Annotated in this window: 19 protein-coding genes; 16 read left to right on the top strand and 3 right to left on the bottom strand. The window is 50.9% G+C overall.

The genetic code is table 11. The annotated features are described in order from the left end of the window. Nucleotides 1-221: FISUMP domain-containing protein (locus BUB73_RS10065; RefSeq protein WP_305774337.1), on the bottom strand; the 221-nt coding region annotated here is incomplete at its 3' end. Between the two features lie 1,120 nt (nt 222-1,341). Here BUB73_RS10065 and BUB73_RS10060 point away from each other — a divergent pair. Continuing rightward, nucleotides 1,342-1,974, top strand: a complete 633-nt coding sequence (locus tag BUB73_RS10060; protein WP_073158694.1) for a hypothetical protein — start codon at nt 1,342-1,344, stop codon at nt 1,972-1,974. Nucleotides 1,975-2,003: 29 nt separating this feature from the next. Here BUB73_RS10060 and BUB73_RS10055 read toward each other — a convergent pair whose 3' ends face one another. Continuing rightward, nucleotides 2,004-3,137, bottom strand: coding sequence for an acyltransferase family protein (locus BUB73_RS10055; RefSeq protein ID WP_073285433.1), 1,134 nt, complete (start codon nt 3,135-3,137; stop codon nt 2,004-2,006). 45 nt (nt 3,138-3,182) lie between these two features. Between BUB73_RS10055 and BUB73_RS10050 the strand changes: the two genes are divergently transcribed. After that, nucleotides 3,183-4,508 carry a GntR family transcriptional regulator gene (locus tag BUB73_RS10050; protein ID WP_073285430.1) on the top strand — a complete coding sequence of 442 codons (1,326 nt, stop codon included), beginning with the start codon at nt 3,183-3,185 and terminating at the stop codon, nt 4,506-4,508. A gap of 197 nt (nt 4,509-4,705) precedes the next feature. On the opposite strand, the gene BUB73_RS10045 is transcribed toward BUB73_RS10050, so the two are convergent. Continuing rightward, nucleotides 4,706-5,371 carry an MBL fold metallo-hydrolase gene (locus BUB73_RS10045; protein WP_073234425.1) on the bottom strand — a complete coding sequence of 222 codons (666 nt, stop codon included), beginning with the start codon at nt 5,369-5,371 and terminating at the stop codon, nt 4,706-4,708. A 66-nt stretch (nt 5,372-5,437) separates the two neighbouring features. Here BUB73_RS10045 and BUB73_RS10040 point away from each other — a divergent pair, with 66 nt between their 5' ends. From BUB73_RS10040 to BUB73_RS09975, 14 genes are all read left to right on the top strand, one after another. Then, nucleotides 5,438-6,244: an alpha/beta fold hydrolase gene (locus BUB73_RS10040; RefSeq protein WP_073285427.1), complete on the top strand. Its 807-nt coding sequence runs from the start codon at nt 5,438-5,440 to the stop codon at nt 6,242-6,244. A 98-nt stretch (nt 6,245-6,342) separates the two neighbouring features. Continuing rightward, nucleotides 6,343-7,674, top strand: a complete 1,332-nt coding sequence (locus tag BUB73_RS10035; RefSeq protein WP_073158717.1) for a fibronectin type III domain-containing protein — start codon at nt 6,343-6,345, stop codon at nt 7,672-7,674. Nucleotides 7,675-7,785: 111 nt separating this feature from the next. After that, on the top strand, nt 7,786-8,889 hold the full coding sequence (locus BUB73_RS10030; RefSeq protein ID WP_073285424.1) for a vWA domain-containing protein: 1,104 nt from the start codon (nt 7,786-7,788) through the stop codon (nt 8,887-8,889). Nucleotides 8,890-9,056: 167 nt separating this feature from the next. Next, a complete protein-coding gene (locus BUB73_RS10025; protein ID WP_073158723.1) occupies nt 9,057-10,085 on the top strand; it encodes a VWA domain-containing protein in 1,029 nt (342 codons plus the stop codon). 178 nt (nt 10,086-10,263) lie between these two features. Then, a complete protein-coding gene (locus tag BUB73_RS10020) occupies nt 10,264-10,947 on the top strand; it encodes a DUF4956 domain-containing protein (RefSeq protein ID WP_073158725.1) in 684 nt (227 codons plus the stop codon). A gap of 10 nt (nt 10,948-10,957) precedes the next feature. Continuing rightward, nucleotides 10,958-12,022, top strand: coding sequence for an HlyD family secretion protein (locus BUB73_RS10015; RefSeq protein WP_073158728.1), 1,065 nt, complete (start codon nt 10,958-10,960; stop codon nt 12,020-12,022). 42 nt (nt 12,023-12,064) lie between these two features. Next, nucleotides 12,065-13,444 (top strand): hypothetical protein, encoded by a 1,380-nt coding sequence (locus tag BUB73_RS10010; protein WP_073158730.1) that lies wholly within the window; start codon nt 12,065-12,067, stop codon nt 13,442-13,444. Nucleotide 13,445: 1 nt separating this feature from the next. Continuing rightward, nucleotides 13,446-14,276, top strand: a complete 831-nt coding sequence (locus BUB73_RS10005; protein ID WP_073285421.1) for a polyphosphate polymerase domain-containing protein — start codon at nt 13,446-13,448, stop codon at nt 14,274-14,276. A gap of 38 nt (nt 14,277-14,314) precedes the next feature. After that, complete coding sequence (locus tag BUB73_RS10000) at nt 14,315-15,964, top strand: lamin tail domain-containing protein (protein WP_073285439.1); 1,650 nt, start codon at nt 14,315-14,317, stop codon at nt 15,962-15,964. A 175-nt stretch (nt 15,965-16,139) separates the two neighbouring features. Then, a complete protein-coding gene (locus tag BUB73_RS09995) occupies nt 16,140-17,963 on the top strand; it encodes a TolC family protein (RefSeq protein ID WP_083539737.1) in 1,824 nt (607 codons plus the stop codon). Between the two features lie 37 nt (nt 17,964-18,000). Beyond that, entirely contained in the window at nt 18,001-18,999 is a 999-nt protein-coding gene (locus BUB73_RS09990; protein ID WP_073285418.1) for an HlyD family secretion protein, read from the top strand. Nucleotides 19,000-19,017: 18 nt separating this feature from the next. Next, entirely contained in the window at nt 19,018-20,196 is a 1,179-nt protein-coding gene (locus tag BUB73_RS09985) for an ABC transporter permease (protein WP_139259178.1), read from the top strand. Continuing rightward, complete coding sequence (locus tag BUB73_RS09980; protein WP_254793661.1) at nt 20,197-21,387, top strand: ABC transporter permease; 1,191 nt, start codon at nt 20,197-20,199, stop codon at nt 21,385-21,387. Nucleotides 21,388-21,464: 77 nt separating this feature from the next. After that, nucleotides 21,465-22,181 carry a zinc metallopeptidase gene (locus BUB73_RS09975; RefSeq protein WP_083539733.1) on the top strand — a complete coding sequence of 239 codons (717 nt, stop codon included), beginning with the start codon at nt 21,465-21,467 and terminating at the stop codon, nt 22,179-22,181. Nucleotides 22,182-22,500: the final 319 nt, after the last annotated feature.

Raw genomic sequence — 22,500 nt, 5'->3', positions numbered from 1 at the left:
GGGTTCAAGGGTGTCCACCCCTCGGTTGCCTTTAGGCGGGCTGCTGCGATATCTATTCCACCAACATTATCAAAAAGTATGTTCCACTCTATTTCAGTAGGCAAATGCCAGCCATTCGGGCATGCGTTTTGCGCGGCCATCGGGGTGTATTCTCGACCTTTTTCTGAACAGGATTCCTTGGCGCAGGGAGAACCATTGTCAAAATTAAGGTTCTCCGCCATCCACAAAGTCTGTATCCGATTATAGTGATGTTATTCCGCTTGCGTTGGCTGTGTATCTGGTTGGCGGCAGTGATGCTCTAGAAAAATTGATGATGTCGCTTTTAAAGGAAGCTGTTCTTGGAATGGCCCAGAATGCAGGTGGTATAAAGAAAAATAAGCGTTTTTATTAAAAGTCTAACTAAAAAATATTTGTTTATTATACACTCTGAATAGTATAGGGCTCCGAGCCATGAATACATGGGTGTGGGGCGATGGAGTAGTTGCCCTGACCCATGAACACATGGGAATGCATGTGTGCAGTAGTAGCCTTGAGCCATGAACACATGGGGATGCATAATACGAAATGTGAGTCCGTAGAACTTTTACATGGGAATGTATGTGTGCAATAGTGGCCTTGAGCCATGAACACATGGGGATGCATAATACGAAATGTGAGTCCGCAGAACTTTTACATGGGAAGGCATGTGTGCAGTAGTAGCCTTGAGCCATGAACACATGGGAATGTATAATACGAAATGTGAGTCCGTAGAACTTTTACATGGGAATGCATGTGTGCAGTAGTTGCCCTGGCCCATGAACACATGGGAATGCATGTGTGCAGTAGTTGCCCTGGCCCATGAACACATGGGAATGCATGTGTGCAGTAGTTGCCCTGACCCATGAACACATGGGAATGTATGTGTGCAATAGTGGCCTTGAGCCATGAACACATGGGGATGCATAATACGAAATGTGAGTCCGCAGAACTTTTACATGGGGAGGCATGTGTGCAGTAGTGGCCTTGAGCCATGAACACATGGGAATGCATGTGTGCAGTAGTTGCCCTGACCCATGAACACATGGGAATGCATAATACGAAATGTGAGTCCGTAGAACTTTTACATGGGAATGTATGTGTGCAATAGTAGTCTTGAGTCATGAACACATGGGAATGCATAATACGAAATGTGAATCCGTAGAACTTTTACATGGAAATGTGCCGGTGTAATAGTAAATTAGCGGAACTTTTTGTGCGCTTGTATACAAATGGTGGCTTTTAGTAAATATAAAGTATGATTAATTTATGCAAATGTTGAGCATAAGCTTTTTCTATATTTTGAGTAAATGAAGGTTATGGAGCATGAATCATAAAAAGATTAATTACTTTAGTGACATGGGGATGATTTCTTTTTTGAAGCAACATCTTGAAATCAGTGAGGGCGCAAAGATGATTACCAATCCCTTGCTTACCCATGCTGTTCAAAACTATGTAGCGCAAGTTTCTGCGTTGTCCAAAGTTATCCTGGTTCCCAAGAATTTGAATCTTGCTCAATGCCGTTGGAATATTGTAAATGCATATAAAATATGTCGACTGGGCGTAAAATCGCTTGCCCGCTATAATAGCTCCAAACACAAGGAACTGGTGTCTACTCTTGTAGAAGCCTTTGATGATGCCGTGTGGGGGTATCGTGTCGTAGAAGTGAAAGCGACCATTGTAAATGCGGTGCGGATCGCGTCTGCCATTCCCATGGAAAAGCTGAAGGAAGTGGCCATGGATGAACGGGTGGCTACCTTGCTGCGGGAATATAATCAATATGTTCAGTGCCGTAAGGCCCTGGATAACAACACCTCAAAAAAGAATAGCACCGAGTACGCCGTATCTCGCAAGAACTGCCTTGTCGCTTACAGATGCTTATTTGAACAAGTAGAAAACCTAAGTAAAATCGGTGACCCCGACAGCAAAAAATTCATGGCCTGGCTAAGAGCACTGTAGATTAGATATGAGTTACGAGATATGAATTCTCACTTAATGCTCAGGCTTTCCTTGACGGTTGTCTTTTCCTTGCCGATGACTTTGTAGAGTTTGCAGCGGAACAGGGGAATGGCTCCGATTGAGAATGCGGTTACGATCAGGATCGAGAGGTTGGCGATAATAGGTTTGTCCAGCTGAGGCTTGAATACGGTTCGCAACACCAGCAGCGCCCACCAGTGAACCGCCAGGATGATCAGGGCGTTCCGGGAGATGTTCCGCAGGATTCCCTTGACGATGCGCAGGACGTTTACATCCGGCAGTTTTGAAAAAAGTTGGAAGGCCCCGATCAGCGCCAAAATACCAAAAATGGAACTCAATATGAACTGGGGCAAATCTTTTCCCAGGTCGTTGTTCATGATGCTGAACCAGGGATCTGGCTTTTCAAAATAGATGTAGAGGGCTAGTGCCGCAATCGTTAAAAAGAAAGTCAATAGGGAATGCTTGCTTAACTTCTGGATGGGTTCCTTACAGAGGTTGCCCAGGGCGAAGAAGGCAAGGCAGGTCAGGTCACGTTCGATTCCCAGGGGCAGGCGGATGTGGTTTTTGAAAAGCAACCAACCAGCGATTAAACTGCTTGCGGCAACGGCGGCTACAATTATTTTCTGAAGGACTGGATTCTTCGCGTTGCTCAGAATGACGCTGGTTTTTTGCACTCCAAAGAACATCAGGCTGATGGAATACAACGTAAATACAAACCAGATAGGTCCCGACCCGATGCTGGATTTCCCCGCCACGAATATCTTGGCCAGGTTCCATCCTACATAATCCTTGAGGGTGTGGATTTCGGGCCGGATTGTCAATACTTGCATCTTGGGGGCTCGGGGGAACCAGTCAAAGTTCCATACCACAGGATCTAGGGCCAGGAACAGCAGCGAAAGCCAGATGTAGGGGAGGAGCAGCACTTCGGTCTTGTGGAGGGCGTAGCTCTTGAAATCCTTGAATCGGCGGGTACTGAACAGCACCCCGGAAATAAAGAAGAAGGCGGACATGCGCATGGCGCTCAGGTGCAACATCCCGAAGTCGATATTCTTGAAGGACTGTTCCACATGGAATAGGCACACCAGTAACAGGACGAATCCCTTGAACTCGTCAATCCACAAAATTCTTCCCTTGCTCTGCTGCATGCTCGTATAAATTTATTATAGTTTAGGGTGAAAGAGGGAATAGACATGCTAATTGAAGACGTAAAGAAGTCCATTGCCGCAGCCGGTTTTAACGATGGCGACAAGATGCCGTCGGTTCGTAAGATGGCCGCCCAGTTGGGGCTTTCTACCGCTACCGTCCACAAGGCCTATAGGGAACTTTCGGACGAGGGCTTTATCAAGTCTTATCAGGGCAAGGGCTGTTTCTGGGGCGATCTGCCCGTGGCCATGTCGGTTCCCAAGAGCGATACCAATTCCGTAGTGGAAGCCCAGTTCGCCAGAGACCTGGAAGCGGGATTCCTGAATGCCTTCGAACGTTTGCCTTCTATTAAGGAACTGTCGATCCGCTACAAGGTTTCGCCCTACAGCGTCAAGAATTTTTTAAGCGCCCAGGTGGCCCGCGGCGTGCTGCGCCAGGTGGGGGCCAAGTATTATTTTAACGAAGAACGTCCGGTCGGATTTTCCAACTACATTATTTTCGTCCACCGTTCCGATGAACATGGCCATTTTAGGATCGATGCGGAACGTGAAACCGAAGTATTCCGCATGATGTCCCAGTTTGCAGCGGAACAGAAAATCGCGGTGCATTTCGTAGGCTATCACGAATCCAGCGATACCCTGTTTGCTTCGGATGGACGCCCCTTTGTTCCCAGGGATGACGTTCACTGTCTGGGTGCATTCCTGTCGACCTGGCTGGTGTTCAATCCCTCGAACCTGTTCAATCATTTTGCAAAGTTCACGGGCCCCATTTCGGTGTGGTGGGAGTATTCCCCCAATGATGTTCCCAAGACGACACAGAACCGAAAGAAGTGGGCGTTCTACAATGTGGCCTTTGGTAAGGAAGCGGGCGTTATCGTGGCGCAACACCTGAAGTCCAAGGGCTTGCAGAGGGTGCATTTTATTTCGCCCTTCCATAACAGCTTCTGGTCTAAGGCCCGAATGGAAGGTTTGGAAATTTCTGGATTGGAAGTTTTGCCTTTGGTGGATGACCGCTTTGCCAGTCCCTTTGATATTCCCGATGTGGCCGCCGAAGAGGGCGTCACTCCCCAGGCGTATTTGCGTGCCATGGTGGAACGGCTATTGGATGGGGCGACCCTCAATTCGTTTGTGTGTTCTAACGATTGGGTGGCCTTGACCTTGTTGGACATCTATAGCGACAAGGGCTACCCCCGTCCTTATGTCATCGGCTTCGACGATACCATCGAAAGCTACAAGTACGTTTTCGATTCCCTGGCCTTTAACGTAGAGACCATGGTGAAGGAATCGCTGTACCACATCACCTCTCCCAGCATCTACGCCAACTTCCGCCGACAAATGCAGACCCCCCTGGGGAAAGTGGTTGAGAAGAAGTAAGCAGTGAATAGTGAAGAGATCTTTTGACGTGTCATTCTGAACTTGTTTCAGAATCCCATGAATGCACGAGACCCTGAACGCCTGAAGCCTATCGCCTAGAGAAAATTATCATTTACGAGATATGAGTTAACAACTTAGGCACCGTTGGCGCGATTATCTAGCTCGTCGCTCACGGCTCATCGTTCCCCGCTCTTCGCTCAGAATTGCGATTTTCTTTCTTCTTCGATGGTTGTGCTTGGACCATGGCCGGGGAGTACGATGGTTTCTGGGGGCAGTGTCAACAGCTTGTTCTTGATTCCCGTTACCAGGGCGTGATCGTCGCCTCCGAAAAGGTCGGAGCGTCCGCGGCTTCCGGCGAAGAGGATGTCTCCCGAGAACAGTAGCGGAACCTCGATGCTTTTTGATGGAGCTAACTGCAGTGAAGCCTTTTCGCAGTAGAATGCGACGCCGCCGGGGGAGTGGCCTGCCACGTGAAGGACATGGAGTTTTACTCCGGGGACTTCCACTGTATCGCCCTCGGCGATATAGTCCCCCAGGGCGGGGGCGGGATCCTCAAACGGTAACCCATAAAGTTCGCTTTGTTCTTCCTGCAGATCCAAAAGAAATTCATCTTCCTGGTGGGCTTCTGCCTTTACGCCGTAGGTGCGTTCCACGAAGGCGTTGCCTAGCACATGGTCCAGGTGCAGGTGGGTATTCAGCATCCTTCGCACCGTCAGGTTATTCTCCTTGATGTACTTGTCCAATGTCTGCTGTTCCATTGTGTTTGAAACGCTGGGATCGATAAGGATGGCATCGCCCTGTTCGTTGCTCAATACGAAGCAGTTCACGCCGAACGGATTGAATGTAAAATGCTGAAATTTCATGATGGACCGAAAATAAAAATTTGACGTTCTGAATTTACTATATTTGTGCTCCTTACGGAGGTCGTTATGGCAGAAATCCTATCGGTAAAAACCGAAAAATTTGAAATGGAATACGCTAAGTTTGGTGATGGCCCCAAGACGTTCATCATTATTCCTGGTCTTAGCCTCAAGAATGTGTTGAACTCGGCTTCGTCGGTTGAAGTTGGCTATAAGATTTTTAAGCAGGACTATACCTGCTACCTTTTTGATCGAATCAAGAACCCTCCGGAAGTGTACCCCATTTCGCAAATGGCCGAAGACCTGGCCGAAACCCTCAAGGTTCTCGGAATCAAGGACGCTGACGTTTTTGGTTCGTCACAGGGCGGCATGGTGGCCCAGTACATGGCCATCAACCATCCGGAACTGATCCGTAAGCTGGTACTTGGTTCTTCCTCTTCCCGTGCGGAACCCCGCCAGCTGGAATGTATCGGTGGCTGGACCGACATGGCTATTGAAGGCCGTGCCGAGGAACTGGTGAATTCCTTCATCGACAACTGCTTCAGCAAGGAATTCGTGGATCGCTGGCGCAAGGTGCTGCTGAAAATGAATTCCGGTGTGACTCCCGAAGAAATGCATCGTTTTTCCATTATGTCTGCCGCCTGTGCCGGAGTGGATACTTACGATGACTTGGGCAAGATCAGGTGTCCGGTCTATGTGATCGCTGCCGGTAATGACTCCGTAGTCACGACTGTTGCTTCCGAAAAGATTTTTGCCAAGCTCCAGGCCGAAAACGTCCCCAGCGAATTCTTCATGTATGAGGGGCTGGGCCATGCCGCCTATGACGAAAATCACGAGTATAAGCAAAAAATTCTGGATTTTTTCAATAAGGCTTAAATCAGGTTTGTGGAATTGACGAAAAGGCAATAAAAATCTTACGCAATATGCTATATTGTATGCGAGTCCAATAGGGGATTTAACCTAAAGAGGAAAATATGAAAAAGATTCTCGTTCCCGCAGCTGCTATTGCTATGCTCGCAGCCTGCTCCGACAACACTGTCGTCAATTCTTTTGAAGAAGCCAAGTGCAAGGGCAAGATTACCCTGTCCGTGATGGATGGCGATGCCAACACTCCGGTCGCTGGTGCTTCTGTCCGCTCTCAGTACAGTGCCGCAACCGAAAAGACTGATTCCAGCGGTTATGTCGTTTTTGACAATAACGATATCGGTGGCTACATCTTCGAAGTTTCCAAGAGCGGTTACGCAACTGTCCGTTCCTATGTCAGCGTCGAAGAAACCGGTGCAAACGACGTGTCCCGCGTTCCTGACGTGGTGCAGACCATTCCCATGTACAAGGCTGGCGTCACCGTTTCCGGTAACGTCTACTACCGCGATGCCGAAACTGGCAACCTGAATCCGGCCAAGAACGTGACCGTGATCCTTTCTTACCCCGAAGCTTCCATCTTCCCGTCTGAAATCGAAATGAAGACTGGCAAGGATGGCTCCTACAAGTTCGAAGACGTGGCCGAAAAGGTTGAGTTTAGCATCGAAACTGTTCAGTCTACCATCGACGAAAAGATCTACATTCCCGAAAATTCCGTTTCCGCTGTGGGTGTCCGTACCGGTTCTTCCAAGGATATGGACATGCTGGTCCTGAAGCGTGACTCCAAGGCTCCTCACTTCCTGAGCAGCAATCTCAGCAAGATGGATACCGACAAGAACATCGAACTGACCTTCTCTACCGCTCTGGATGCAGACTCCCTGCTGAACAACTGGACTGTCAAGCGTAACGGTTATGCTGTTCTTACCACCCAGTCTCTGTCTAAGGACAAGAAGACTGTGGTTATCGAACCGGTTTCCGGTAGCTGGAGCGATGACGCTTCCTACACCGTTAACGGTGTTGCCTACAGCAAGGAAGGTGGCAAGGTTGTCTACTCTGACGTATTCACCATCGGTTCCGTTGCCCTGCCTGGTCAGGTCTCCAACTTGAAGGTCTTTGTGGATACCACCGGCTATGATCCTGAATACGAAGAAGACTATGGCTATAGCGATTCTGAACTCCTGGCCATGATGAACTTGAACCTGACCTGGAAGGCTCCCACTGGTGATGTAGATACCTACGAAATCTACTACAAGACCGACGAATCCAACGATTTCGTCCAGTTCACCTACACGTCTTCCACCAGCTACTCTGAAACTCTGACTAACCTGCCTTCTTCTATCACTTCTGCTGAAAAGGTTTCCTTCTACGTGCTGCCCAAGAACAAGACTGGCATGGCAAACCCCGAAGAAGCAAAGCCCGTAAGCTGGACTGTGGTTAAATTCTAAGCTTTTTTAAGAGCTGATTTTTAAGATAAGGTCTCTCTACGTAAGTAGGGGGGCCTTTTTTTGTATATTATGAACCGCTAAACGAATATTTGATGTCATTTGGAGTTTTTTATGGATATCGGTACCTTGCATTTTCAGAATCCCGAGGCCTTCTGGCTTCTGCTTCTGGTTCCTATTCTTATTGCCTCTTATATCTACCGCAATAGACGCCGCAAGAGTACCATCAAGTTCCCTGCCCTGTCCATCGCCAAGAAGGCGGTCCCCAGCCGTCGTGTCAAGTTCCGCCACATTGTGCCGGTCCTGCGACTGGCTGCCCTCTGCTGTTTTGTTTTTGCCCTGGCCCGCCCCCAGAATGCCATGGAAGTGGAATACACCTCTACCGATGGCGTCGATATCATGCTGACCTTGGACGTTTCGGGCTCCATGGGTACCTTGGATATGTTGACCCGCGCCGAACAGGCAAAACTTGGGGTCATGAATGCCGAACGAATTTTGAAGACCGGAGCCTACTGGAAGTATAGCCGTATGGGGTACGCTCAGGAGGTCATCGCAGACTTTATAAAGAAGCGCCATAGCGACCGTATCGGCCTGTCGGCCTTTGGTTCCCGCGCCATGACCCAGTGCCCCCTGACTCTGGATTACGGGAGCCTTCTTGAAATCCTGGGCGCCAGCGATGAACTGGCCAAGGATTCCGTTATTGCCGGCCGTACCGCTATCGGTGATGGATTGATGAACGCCCTGGCACGACTCGAAAAGTCCGAGGCCAAGTCCAAGGTGGTGGTCCTCTTGACCGACGGTAAGGATAACGCCAGCGTGATTCCGCCGGTTCGTGCCGCCGAAGTGGCCAAGTCCCTGGGTGTAAAGGTTTATACCATTGGCGTGGGTAAGCGCAATGGCAAGATTCTGGCCTTCCAGCAGAACCCCTGGACAGGGGATATTAGCTGGGGCGAACGTGATATTACCCCCGAAGAAGGTATCGATGAGGATGTTCTGAAGGCTGTTGCCCAGAAGACCGGCGGCCGTTTCTACCGCGCCGAGAACAAGGACGAACTTGAAAAGATCTATTCCGAAATCGATGAACTGGAAAAGACAGAAATCGAGACGGTGGCCTATGCCCGCTATGCAGAAAAGTTTTACCCCTGGTTGTTAGTTGGCGCCCTGTTGATCTTGCTGGAACTGCTCCTCGCCAACACAAGATTCGTGAGGATCCCGTGAGGCAGGATTCAGATACAAGATCCTATAATCGCGCCGGAGGCGCCTGGCGTCACCCTGAGGGCGCTCAGGGTCTCGTGCATTCATGGGATTCTGAAACAAGTTCAGAATGACACGTCAAAAGACCTCTTCACTATTCACTGTTCACTATTCACTCTTAACTATTTGCCATGCGTTTTGCTGAACCGATGTTTTTGTGGGGCTTGCTGACCCTCCCGCTGTTTGCCTTGCTCTTTGTGTACGCCTATCACCGTCGCAAGAAGCTGGCTGCCCGCTTTGTCTCTCTTTCCATGCTGCCGAAGCTTTCCACCTCGGTGTCCCCCTGGCGTAGACTTGCCAAGGTGCTGTTGCTGCTGTTGGCCATCGCCTTCTTGTTTGTGGCTCTGGCTCGACCCCAGTGGGGCCGTAAGATGGAACATATTGAACGTCGCGGTCTGGATCTGGTGCTGCTTCAGGATATTTCCCTTTCCATGTTGGCAGAAGACATCAAGCCGAACCGTCTGACCCGCAGCCGTCACGAGATTTCCGCCTTCCTGGAAAGCCTTTCCGGCGACCGCGTCGGTCTGGTGGCCTTCTCCGGCGAAGCCCAGGTCATGGTTCCCCTGACTCTGGATTACGGTACCGTGCAGATGATGCTCCGTGAACTGAATCCCGGCTGGCTCATGCCCGGCACCAATCTGGAAAACGCTATCCGCAAGGGTATGTCGCTGTACAGGAATGCCGGCACTGGTGGCCAGTATTCCGTCATGATCCTTATGAGCGATGGTGAAGAACTGGAAGCTGCCGCCGTGAATGCCGCCAAGGAAGCCGCAGAAATGGGGATCCGCATCTATACCATCGGTATCGGTTCCCGCGAAGGCGTGCCTATTCCCGTGCCCAGCCGCAATGGGGAAGTGGCCTACAAGAAGGACGTCCAGGGTAACATTGTGACTACCCGCCTTGAAGACGGAACCCTCCAGGAAATCGCCAGCGTCACCGGCGGCCTGTATTTCTATGCCAGTCCCGGTGAGTTCCAGCTCCAGAAGGTGCTGACCGAAATCGCATCCCTCGAAAAGAAGGAACAGGCCAGCGACCGTATGGAAAACTACCAGGACCGTTACCAGATTTTCCTGGGTCTTGCCGCCCTCCTCTTCTTGATAGAGGCTCTCGTATCCGAACGAGGCGGACGTAAAAAAATGCAAATAGGGCGTTTTAACTGATTTTTTAGATTATATTACGGTTGGTGTTTGAAAAATTGAGGTGATTTATTCCCGAAAATGGCCTCAAAGGTGCTGTTTGGTTTGCTTTGTTCAGCCGAATTTACACAAAAACCCTTAAATTTAGGGCTTAAAAAGGTAAATTATGGGGGCAAAAATACAGTAAACCAACGGAGTCTTTATGTTAGACCTTTTAGCTGTCCAGTCCGGCACAGCCAACGCTTCTCTGATTACTCTGGCCTACACTCTTATTCTGGCCTTTATTCTTTCTTCCGTTATTGCCTGGACTTACGAAAAGACCTTCCTTGGCCTGTCCTATTCCCGTAATTTTGTTCAGGGTATAGTCCTGAGTTCTGTGGTGGCCGCCATGGTGATGTCTGCCATCGGTGATAACGTAGGACGTGGTCTTGGTATGATGGGTGCCCTTTCCGTGGTTCGCTTCCGTACCAGCTTTAAGGACCCCCGCGACATCATGTTCATTTTCGCTTCCCTGGGCGCCGGTATCGGTTGCGGTGTGTACGCCTGGGGTGCTGCAGCCGGCGGTACCTTGGCCTTCTGCGCTGTAGCTTTCCTCCTTTCCCGTACCGGTCTGGGTACCAAGCACTTCTTTGACGGCATGCTCCGCTTTGCCATGCCCAATGAATCCGCTCCCCGTCAGGCTATCGAAGATATCATGCGCAAGAACATCAAGACCTACGTGCTCATTACCATGCGCGAGGTTGATGGCGGTGCCCGTGTGGATTGCGCCTACCAGGTCCGTCTCCGTGCCAACCGTCCTGCTGCAGAGATCCTGAAGGAACTTTCTGCTGTAGAAGGCATTTCTGACATTAGTTTCATGATGCAAGACGCCACCACGGAAATGTAAGGGGTAAAAGATGTCTAAGATTGAAGAAATTCTCGATAACTTCTGGAACACCCACAAGACCAATCCCGGTGTGGCCCACGTCTACAAGTACAAGCTGCTCTATGCCTGGTGCCTGAGCATTCTGGTGGTGATTGTCCTGGGTATGGTTTACCAGGGCAAGGCTACCATGTTCCAGGGTATTGCCGAAGCTGACGAAACTACCATCAGTGTTCCTAGCGCTACCGAAATTGTGAAGGTCCATGTGGTTCCTGGCCAGGCCATCAATGCCGGCGACACCATCGTCCAGCTGAACCGCCCCGACTTGACTTTGCGCATTAACGAAGTGACCCGCGAACTTGACGCCCTGGAAGGCCGCAGCAATCTTTCTACTGCAGAAATCGACCAGAAGGTGGCCGAAGTCAAGGCAACTCTCGCTACCCGCAGCTTGACCCTGAAGGCCGAAATCCGTAACCTTGAAACTGAATACAAGAAGAACAAGGAAATCGCCTCTAAGCTGAAGAGCCTCAAGAATTCTAACGGCGACAGCGATGGCAACGACGCCATGGCCATGCAGATCAAGAGCCTGAAGAACGAACTGGCAGTGGCCCAGGCCAACGCCAACGAACAGATCAAGTTGCTCAAGAGCAGCGGCCGCCTCCAGAAGACTACCGGTAAGAATGAAGCCGAAAACCTCCGCAAGGAACTGGCTGAACTCCAGAAGGAACAGGAAGAACTGATCCAGGTCGCCAAGGAAAGCTGGGTTGTAGGTTCCGTGAATGTTCGCGACGGCGAAAAGGTTTCCAGCTTTACTCCCATCGTGACCTTGACTCATAAGTCTCCCACCCTGGTCCGCGGCTACATCCACGAAAAGATGTACCAGCGTATGGACCTGGGCGAAAAGGTAAAGATCCGTACCTTGGGCGGTTCCGGCAAGGCTATCGAAGGTAAGGTTGTGGGTCTTTCCAGCCGTATCGTTCCGTTCCCCACCCGTATGTGGAAACTGCCCGAAATGCCGATTTACGGTCGCGAAGTGACCATCTCCATTCCGGCAGACAATCACTTCCTCCTTGGTGAAATGGTAACGATTTCTGAATAGTACGTTTTTGAAATAGAACGTTTTGGATAACAGGTTTTTGATATGAAAAAGTTTGGGTTAATTTCTCTGGCTCTTGCCGCATCCGTTTTTGCAGGTCCTCTTACTTGGGAACAGCTGATCAAGTCCGCTGACAATGACCCTCGTTACCAGGCTGCCCAGAAGCGCGCCCAGATGACCGGTGGTGAAAGGAATACCAAGCTTTGGGACAAGCTGGAACTGCGCTACAAGCTTGATGGTTTCAGCTTTGCCCAGCACGACTTTGAACTTCGCATTACCCCCAAGGCTTTTGGCGAAGGTGCCGCTGACCGTGCCCACTGGGACGCCCAGGTCCAATATCAGAATGCCCGTCTGGCCGAAGACCGTGGCGTGCTGATGTATGACCGTTATGAACGCGCCATCCATTACCTGATGCGCCTCCGCCTGAACAAGCTGACCAAGGAACAGTACCAGGTGAATGCCGACCGTATCGAGGTGATGCACCTGAAGTCCGGTTCTGCAAGCTTTAATCCCCAGGACCTGATGACCGCCCTCGAAAAGGAAGCTTCCCTCAGGGCTGAACTCATTAGCGACAGTACTTCCCTGATTAACGCCGAGGCAAAGCTCCGCCTGTGGGTGCCCGACTTTGATGGCGTGGAACTGGATTCCTCCTGGCTCCCCACCATGGAAGAAGTGGAAAAGGAAATTCAGGAAGGCATTACCGTAGACGAAAGCTTCCCGCAGATTGCCAAGGCTCTGGGCAAGAAGAATTCTGAAACTTCCAAGGCCAGGCAGGATGTGGCTTCGGGCCGCGACTATATTTCCCATGTAGGTATCGGCTACTCCATGAAGGTGGAATCCCTGATGGAGAAGTATAAGGATCTTGATGCCTATGATGTATTCTCGACAGGTTCCTATGCAGATTACAGGGACGAATTTACAAGCCAGACAGGCTGTACCTCTCAGTTGAACTGTACTTCTACGGCTAGCGTTCTTGTTCCCGATTATGACAACCGCAAGACTGCAGACAAGTTCTTCTTGAATGTGGGTGTCCGTCTGCCGTTCTTCGACAGCAACAAGGATAGCGAGCTTCGCTACCAGGTGGCTGAACTGGATGCCGAAGGGGACTACATGGATGTGGTCCGTTCCGTGAACCAGAAGGTGACCAAGATTGTAGAAGAAATTAACGCTCTCATTGCCCAGTGGAAGGTCCAGAAGGAATTTGTGGAACAGGTGAATGCCGGCTCTATCTTTGAACAGTTTGCAAAGAATGCCGGTTCCGACCCGCTGCTGTTGCTGCGTGCCCGTGAAAGCGGTATCGAAAGCGATATGCGCGCCATCAAGCTTGAAACCGAAGTGCTGAACCGTTATCTTGAATTGCTGATGTATGCCGGTGTGCTTTCCCAGGAAGGAACCATGAACCATCTGCAGAAGGGCCTGAAGTAATATGGCAGAAGCCCGCGGTTTTAGCCTTCTCGAACGCTTCGAACTGAAGTACCACATTCCTGTGGAATGGGCCGACAAGATCGGCGCCTTCATTGCTCCCTATTGCGAAGAAGACTATTACTCCAAGATTACGCCCGGTGGATTTTACTGGATTACCAACCTGTACCTGGATTCTCCCACGTGGACTTTCCTGGGTTGGAAGAAGAAACAGTTGCTGGACCGCTTCAACATGCGTATTCGCACTTATGGTGAACACCCTGCTCAGGATGGGACGTTCCACTTTGAGGTAAAGCGCAAGATCAAGAGTATCTGCTATAAGAGTCGCGCCACCATCAAGGGAATCAATCCAGGCGAAGTTTGGCATCTGAAGCCGGAAGAATGGCCCTGCAAGACCGACAAGGATCGTAAGTATCTGAAGGACTTTCTGTATAAGACAGAACTGCATGGCGCTCACCCCCGTCTGTTGACCCAGTACAAGCGTCGCGCCTGGTTCGGCCTTCGCGAGGAATATTCCCGCGTGACCATCGATACCGGCATGCGTTTCCGCGAAGAGAATGGTTTTGACTATACGGTGGACCCCCATTATATGCAGACCACGGGAATTCCCAGGTTCTTCTTGCCGGGCTGTGATGCGGTTCTGGAGTTGAAGTGCCCCTGTTCCCAGGTGCCTTACTGGATGATCGATTTGATTCGGTTCCTGAACCTTAAACAGGGTGGATTCTCCAAGTTTGGAAATGCTGCGGCTGAATGGCAGAGACTTTATGAAAATCCCCGCCGTTTCAAGACCCCTTATTGGACCAAGCTGGGTCAGACCCTAGAAGAAAATTTGTAATATAAACCTTAAGGCTTTATAAAAAGAGGATGTCTCCTATGGATATCAAGAAACTTATTTTGACCGGTTCCTGCGTGGCTGCCATGGGCATGTTCAGCGCCTGTTCCGATGATAGTGCTTCCGCTGAACCGGAATCCAGTTCCAGCGTTCAGATGATCACTTCCGTAGACGATAACGGAAACGAAGTCCTGGTGCCTGCATCTTCCGCAAGTGCTCCTACTTCAGCTGGTTCCGATGTCCTGGTGTCTAGCTCCGCATTGAGCGACAAGGATGAACCTCAAATGGCCTGCTCCGAAATCATGTACAACGCTCCGGATAGCTCTTCCCTGGAATGGGTGGAAGTCTATATCGCTGGCGGTATGGACATGGACAACATGCAGGACTTCTTGCTGCACCTGAGCGGCGACGTGTCTTTCGACTTCCCTGCTGAACCCTTGAAGAAGGGTGAGTATGTGGTGGTGACCAACGATATTGACAAGTTCAAGGAAACTTACCCCACCTTTACGGGTCGTGTCTTTGGTAACATGACCGGCAAGATGGTTAACGAAGGTGGCGTGGTGAATGTGAAGGTCCGTGGTGAAGGTGACGTTACCTGCGCCTTCAGCAGCGAACCTCCTTGGCCCAGCCTGGCCGATGGTAAGGGCCGTTCCCTGGTCTATACCGGTGGCATTGCCGCCCAGTCTGTTTCCTGGTGCGCCAGCGCTGTTGACTATGGCGTTCCTGGTGTAGGCAACGATGCCTGTGTCGATGCCGTGAATACGGTTCGCATTAACGAAGTCAAGCCTTATGACAGCGATGCTGATCATTCCTGGATGGAACTTTACAATTCTGGCTCTGAAGCTGTAGATGTGACTGGATGGAGGGTTCGTGTAAAACGTCGCAACGATACCTTGACCATTAAATCTGGCGTGGTGCCTGCTGGCGGTTATCTTGTTCTGGATGGTGTTGACGATTTTGATAAGGAACTTGTGGTTGCAAAGACTGGTGGTGAAATTTATTTAGACGGTACTGTTACCGGTCAGGAATCCAGCATCTGGATTCCCGCAAGTGAAGGTGTCAGCGGTACGATCGATGTTGCTGACGGTTCCATTGCCCAGGGTCCCCTGGCTAGCGCCACTCCGGGTGAAAAGAATGCCGCTCTGAAGCTGGGTTCCGTCTATATTGATGAAATCCATTACCATCCCGATGATAAGGGTGCTTTGCCCTTTGAATATATGGAACTGGTAAATGCTACTGACGCTGACATTTCTCTTTTCAGCACTACGGTGAATAAGGGCTGGAAGATTGAAGGTATCGGTTTCGAATTCACTTCCAGTAGTGTCATTCCTGCCCATGGCAGGATCCTGTTGATTCCTGAAAATTTGGAAGATATCTCTATCGATAACTGGGGTCCGGAACTTGTTCGTACCAGCTATGGAGTCCCTGCAGACGTTCAGATTTTCACCTATACCGGTAAGCTTTCTAACCGCGGTGAAACTATCGCTGTCAAGGAACCCTTCTCCAAGGAAGGTGTTGGTGTCGATGCGAAGTTCTTCTACACTTGGCATGACGCAACCCTCTATTCCGATGCATGGGCTGGTCTTACCAGTGCTGACGGCATGGGTTATAGCTTGCAGCGTAAGGATTTGACCACCATGGGTTATGGCCCCTCTGCTTGGACTGCAGCGGAACCGACCCTGGGTAAGTAGCGTTCTCCATCTAACTTTTCATTAAAAGTTTGCGGAAACCTAGTGCGGTAAACGCTGGGTTTCTTTTTTTATTTATTACATAGGTTGTAAGTTTTGTGTAGTAAAAACGTAAATATCGTAAGTTTTGCTTACCTATGTGGTTTACCATAGTCCAGTTTATTATTTTTTACGTGGTATGAATAAGAGCTTGTTTATTGCATTGTCGTCTTGCGCCGTTGCCTTTGCAACGCCTATTTCTCTTGCTGATGCCATTGCCATGGCAAAATCCTGTAACTCCCAGATCAAGGCCGAAAAGGCCAAGGTGGAAATGGCCGAAAGTGGTCAGACCGAGGCTCGTTCCCGCTTCTTGCCCCAGTTGACTTTGACCGCCAGCGTTACCAAGATTAACGATCCCATTACCATTGACTTGAGTTCCTTGCAGGGACCCTTGGCCGATATCGCAGGGACTGCCGCTTATTCCAAGGCTTATATTTCTACATACAGTGCCGCCTACGAAAAGAAATATGGGGAACTGTATGATGGGGCTGTCAAACAGATGATGGCTGCCGGTTTGACGGAGACTCAGGCCAAGGCTCAAGCTAAGACCATTATTGATGAAAAGGCTGGAGATATTTGGAGTGGCGTGGTTTCTAGCAGGGATGCTCACAACGCCGCCGTTCAGCAGGCCGAAACTTACCAGAAGGCCACTTCCGACCAGATCAAGGAATCCAGGGATTTCGAGATGAAGGTTCAGGACGACGTTTTCTTTAACGCTCGTCTGACTGCCATTTGGCCCTTGTTTACCGGTTTCAAGCGCACCGCCGCCTACGACGCCGCCAAGGAAAATGTGACCGCCAAGAAGGCTGCCTTCGACATGGCTCAGAATACGGTCCTGATGGACGTGGCTACGAAGTATTTCACCTTGCGTCTGGCCGAAGAATTGACCATCATGCGAGAGGATACAAAGAAGAATCTGGAAGAACATCTGGAGCGGTCAAAAAAATTGGAAGAGGGCGGCCAGATTAGCAAGGCGGAACGCCTCCGTGCCGAAGTGGCTTTGGCCGAAGCCCAGAATGCTGTTGAAGATTCCTACCGCGATCAGACTCTGGCCCGCATGGCTCTTGCAAGCCTTTTGCATACCGATACCAGCCTGACTGCAACAACTCCGGTTCTTGCTCCCGAGAATATCCATTCCATGGAAGAGTTCAAGGCTTTGGCTTTGGATAAGCATCCCGGTCTCCGTCAGCTGCGTACCGAACGTAAGCGCTCACAGGATGCGGTTAGCGCTGCCCAGGGTGATTATTACCCTATGATCGCCTTGTTCGCCTACAAGGAACTTTATACCAAGGATTTGACCATTCTGGAGCCGGAATGGGCTGTAGGCGCCAAGCTCCAGTGGGATTTGTTCAAGGGTGGCGAAACCCGTTCCAAGGTGGCAAACGCCAAGGCTCTGGATCGCTCCCTGGCCAGCATGGAAGAACAGACCATGGATAATATCAAGCTGCTGGTAGAAAAGCGCTGGCGTGAAATGGAACATGCCAAGAGCCGCCTGGAAAGCTTGAAGAAGACCCGCGAACTTGCAGAAGAAGCTCATCGTAGCCAGACCTTGGCTTACGAGGCTGGCCTTGCTACGGGCCTCGATGTGGTGGATGCAGAACTTTCACTTTCCCGTTTGCAGGTGGCCGATTTGAAGGCTCATTACGATGCCGTGATTGCATGGCTTGGCTTGCTGGAAGCCAGTGGTGAAGTGGGTAACGCCGGAGAGATGATGGCTAACGTTCAGGCTCCTGTTGAACCGGCCAAGGTTTCTGAACCTGTGGCAGCCCCGGCTCAGCCTGTATTGCCTGTAGTTCAGCCCGCCGCTCAGACTGCGGCTCCGGTTGCTGAACCCTCTGTTCCGGCTGCAGAACCTGCTGCAGAAACCGCTGCACCTGTAGCCCCGGCTGCAGAACCTGCTGCAGAAACCGCTGCACCTGTACCCCCGTCTGCTGAACCTGCTGCAGAATCCTCTGCACAGTAAGTTTTACCACGAAGATTTTAGAAATGGAGAATGACAAATGAAGGCTATCAAGTTCTTAGGAAAGTTTTTTGTTGTTGCCGCCCTCATCGCTCTGATTGTCCTGGGCGTAACGACTTTGCAGAAGTTCGCTACCGAACCTCGCGATGCCTATTTGCAGGGCCAGATGGAAGCCCGTCGCGTTCTGGTGGCCGGTAAGGTTCCTGGCCGTGTGGAACGTCTGTTCTTCCGCGAAGGGGATATGGTCGAAAAGAATGCCATTGTGGCCATTATCAGCAGCCCTGAAATCGAGGCCAAGAAGATGCAGGCCCAGGGTGCTCTCGGTGCTGCCCGCGCCCAGGCTTCCAAGGCCAAGAATGGTGCCCGCTCCGAAGATATTACCGCCTTGAAGGCCATGGCCGATCGCGCTCAGGATGCCGCCAACTTGGCAAAGAGCACTTACGACCGCGTTCAGAAACTTTATAACGAAGGCGTTCTCCCGCTGCAGAAACGTGACGAGGCCGAAACTCAGATGAAGGCTTCCCAGTCTGCCGCCGATGCCGCCAAGGCTCAGTATGACCAGGCTCTTGCCGGTGCCCGCTCCGAAGATAAGGCTGCCGCCAACGCCCTGGTGCTTCAGGCTAAGGGCGCCAATGCCGAAGTGGATGCCTACCTGGAAGAAACCAAGATCCGCGCTCCCATTGCAGGTGAAGTTTCTGTGAAGCTGGTGGAAGAAGGCGAAGTGGTTGGCTCCGGTATGCCGGTGGTGGCCGTAACCGACCTGGAAGATTCCTGGGCAGTATTCCACCTTCGCGAAGACATGTTGAAGAATGTCTCCAAGGGAAAGGTCTTCATGATGTATATTCCTGCACTGGCGGCTCATATCGATATGGAAGTCAGCTATATCGCTTCTGTGGGTGACTATGCCACCTGGCGCAGCTCCAAGGAAAGTGGCGGTTTCGACTTGAAGTCTTTCGAAGTCCGCATGCGCCCCACCAAGAAGATTGAAAATCTCCGCCCGGGCATGAGTGTCCTTTTCCCCGTGGATCAGATTCAGTAATTCGGCTGGACGGTTCTAGTGTTTCGGAATTTCTTTAGAGCGGTTCGCAAAGTTTACTTCGGCCACAATCTGGTGTTGTGGCTGGTGCTTCTGATTTTGCCTGTAGGAACCTCTGTCTTTATGGTGGATGTGTTCTCGGCGGAAATCCTGCAGCACATTCCCATTGGAATTATCAAGCAGGACCGTAGTCAGCTGGCCGATAAGATCGAGGCCGGATTCAAGGCCAACCCGGTGTTGGATGTGGCCTTGGAATGCCATGACTTTAGCGAATGTGAACATGCCGTTGTAAAGGGTGACCTTCAGGCTTTCGTGGTGCTGCCCTATGACATGGAACGTCGTGCGCTGCGCCTGGAAACACCGGTGGTTCCCGTTTATTCCAGCGGCCAGAATTACCTGACCAATTCCTTTGCCACCAAGGAAATCCGTACGGTGGTTTCTTCTGTGGGGGCTGGCGTCTTTACCAAGTCCATGGACGACCCGGTTAAGGTGCAGTTACAGTCCGTAGGAAATACCAGCGGAAACTATCAGGGCTTTCTGGGAATGGGGCTTGTGACGGCCATTTTCCATTTGGCAGGTATTCTTGCAGCCGTGTACTTGTTCAGCTTGACTTTCCGTGACCATCGCGTACGTGAATATTTGGCTGCTGCCGGTAATTCCCGCACCATCTTGTGGCTTGCAACAATGCTTCCGCTGGGTGTTGTCCAGTCTTTGGCCATGATCGGTGTCTATGCCTATACCCACCGCTTTATGGCGCCTATGACCTTGGACGAGTTCATTATGACTGCCGGTGGCCAGGTGGCCATGGTGTTTGCCTGTAATGGTGTCGGTGCGGCGTTTGTTGGCCTTACCGGAAACATGCGCATGTCTACCAGTGCGGCTGGCGTGATTGCGGGCCCTGCCTTTGCCTTTGCCGGTCAGACGTTCCCCATTATGGCCATGCCTTTTGCGGTTCGTTGCTTCGCTTTTCTTTTACCGCTGACCCATGTACTTAAGGTCCAGTCTTGCATGCTGCTGGGTTCCGTAGGTAAGGCTCACGCCTGGAATTCCATCGAGATTCTTTTGGGGATGGCTCTCTTCTGGCATCTGCTTGCAGTTTTCATGCTGTCTACTCGCTGGAAAAAGAGGGCTGAACGTGAACGGGAACTTAACCTGCGCTCCGTAAGCATTATGGGCGACGAGATGGAGGAGGCTAAATAAATGTTTGAATTGTTTGCCCGACTCATCAAGGTAGCCTTTGCTGAATGGAAACTTTTCTACACGGATGCTGCCGCTGTCTTGCTGTTGGTGGTGGCCGGTATCCTGTATGCTTTTTATTATCCCACGCCTTACATGAACCAGACGGTGTCCAAGGTGCCTGTGGCCGTGGTGGATATGGACCATACGGTTATGTCTCGCCAGCTGACACAGATGTCGGCATCGGCCCAGCAGATCGACGTGCGCTATATCTTCTCTGATATGCGTGAGGCGGAAGAGGCCTTGGCCAACGAGAAGATTTATGGCTTCATGGTTATTCCCAAGGATATGGAAAAGACCTTGCGCAACGGCGGCAGTGTGAACGTGAATGTGTTCACCCATGGCGCCTACGTGATGCTCCACGGAAATATCGGAACCGCCTTTACCACTTGTGCCTTGACTGTTGGCGCTACCACCAAGGTGAAACGTATTGCCTTGGGAAAGAAGGTGCCTGCCGCCAAGGCCATGGCCATGCGCGACCCTACGCCCCTGAGCATCCAGACGTTGTATAACAACACGGGTAGCTATTCCAATTATGTGGTTCCCAGTGTATTGGTGTTGATCTTGCAGCAGACTCTGGTGATCGGTATCTGTGTTCTGGGTGGTGCCCGCGCCCACCGCAAGTTCCGCAAGAAATATCGCGTAGCCGCCGTAGAAAATGAGAAGTTGCCCTACCGCTATTTTGGTCGTTCCCTGGCGTACTTCTTGCACTATTGTAGCTTTATCCTGTTCTACCATTTCGTGGTCTATAATCTGTTTGACTTCCCCCGTCGCGGTCAACTCCTACCTATGATTGCCTTTGCCGTGGTGTTTCTGTTTAGCACCATCAATTTCGGCATGGTGCTTTCCCAGGTGTTCCTCCGTCGTGAAACCAGTATGCAGATTTTCCTCTACATGAGTATTCCCATTCTGTTCCTGGCGAATTTCAGCTGGCCCAGTTACCTTGTTCCCAGTTGGATGGTGGGACTGTCGGCCTTGCTGCCTTCCACTTTTGCGGTACCGGCCTGGCTTAGCATTCAACAGCGTGGTGCCGACATTTACGAGGCTTCGGCCTTGCTGTACCCCCTGGCGCTGCAGGCAGTGTTCTATATGCTGCTGGGGCTGGTGCTTACCCGCATTCGCGACAAGACTCCGCTGAAGACTGGTGACATGTAGCCACTTACGAAAAAATAATGACGCGGGCCGTGTTTATGGAGTCCCCGTTTTGTACATTTAGGGTAGAGGTATAAAATATGATGTTTGATCCCCTATATATGTCCATCCTGGTGGTAACCCTTGCCCTTTCCGGCATTGTTTCGTGGATGGTGAAGTCCCGCTTTAACGCAGGGCAGAAAGTGAATATTTCCAGCGGCCTGACCGGTGCCGATGTGGCCAAGGCGATCCTTATGGATGCTGGCATTACCGATGTGACTGTACATGTGCATCAAGGTTTTCTTTCGGATCACTATAATCCGCTGAACAAGACCCTCAACCTTTCAAAGGAAGTTTTTTACGGCAGGAATGCAAGCGCTGCTGGCGTAGCCGCCCACGAAGTGGGCCATGCTATTCAGCATGCACAGGGGTATTTCCCCCTGTGGCTCCGCAGCTTCATCGTGCCCGCCGCCAACATCGGTTCCAATCTGGGACCGTGGCTTGTGATTATCGGTATCATCCTGATGGGTGCCGGTCGCGCCCTAGGGTACTCCCTGGCTATCGTTGGCGTTCTGCTGTTTGCCATCGCCACCCTCTTTACGCTGGTGACTGTTCCGGTTGAATTTGACGCCTCTGCCCGCGCCAAGAAGGCTCTTGCCCGCATGGACATCGTGGCCCAGGGTCGCGAATACAATACGGTAAGCGGAGTGCTCTTTGCCGCAGGCCTTACCTATGTGGCGGCCGCTATCGGTTCCATTATGCAGTTGCTGTACTGGGCTTACCGCGCCGGGCTGCTGGGCGGCCGTAGCGACGATTAGCTCGGCATACTGCCGCGACGATTGTTGGCTGCATTCAGTCAAAAATGCTGAAAAATGCGATTCTTACGAACCAAATGGCATATATATCGCTGTTTGGTTCGTATTGTTTTGTATAAAGTAATTGAAATTGGGCGGAAGAATGTCGAAAAATCGCATTTGGGAATGAAAAAGGATTGTGAAATTCTCTAATTCTCAAATTTAAAATGAAATTTTGTCCCAAAATACGGAATTTTATTGTGTATAAACTAAATAACTACTTACCGATGCCGGAGAATTTGTTCGCTTGGTTAGTAGTTTTTCAAATTTCGTGAATTTGAGG

The organism is Fibrobacter sp. UWH6 (assembly GCF_900142465.1).
GTDB lineage: Bacteria > Fibrobacterota > Fibrobacteria > Fibrobacterales > Fibrobacteraceae > Fibrobacter.
The sequence above is the reverse complement of the archived record's forward strand: the minus strand, read 5'-3'. Positions and strand labels throughout refer to the sequence as shown.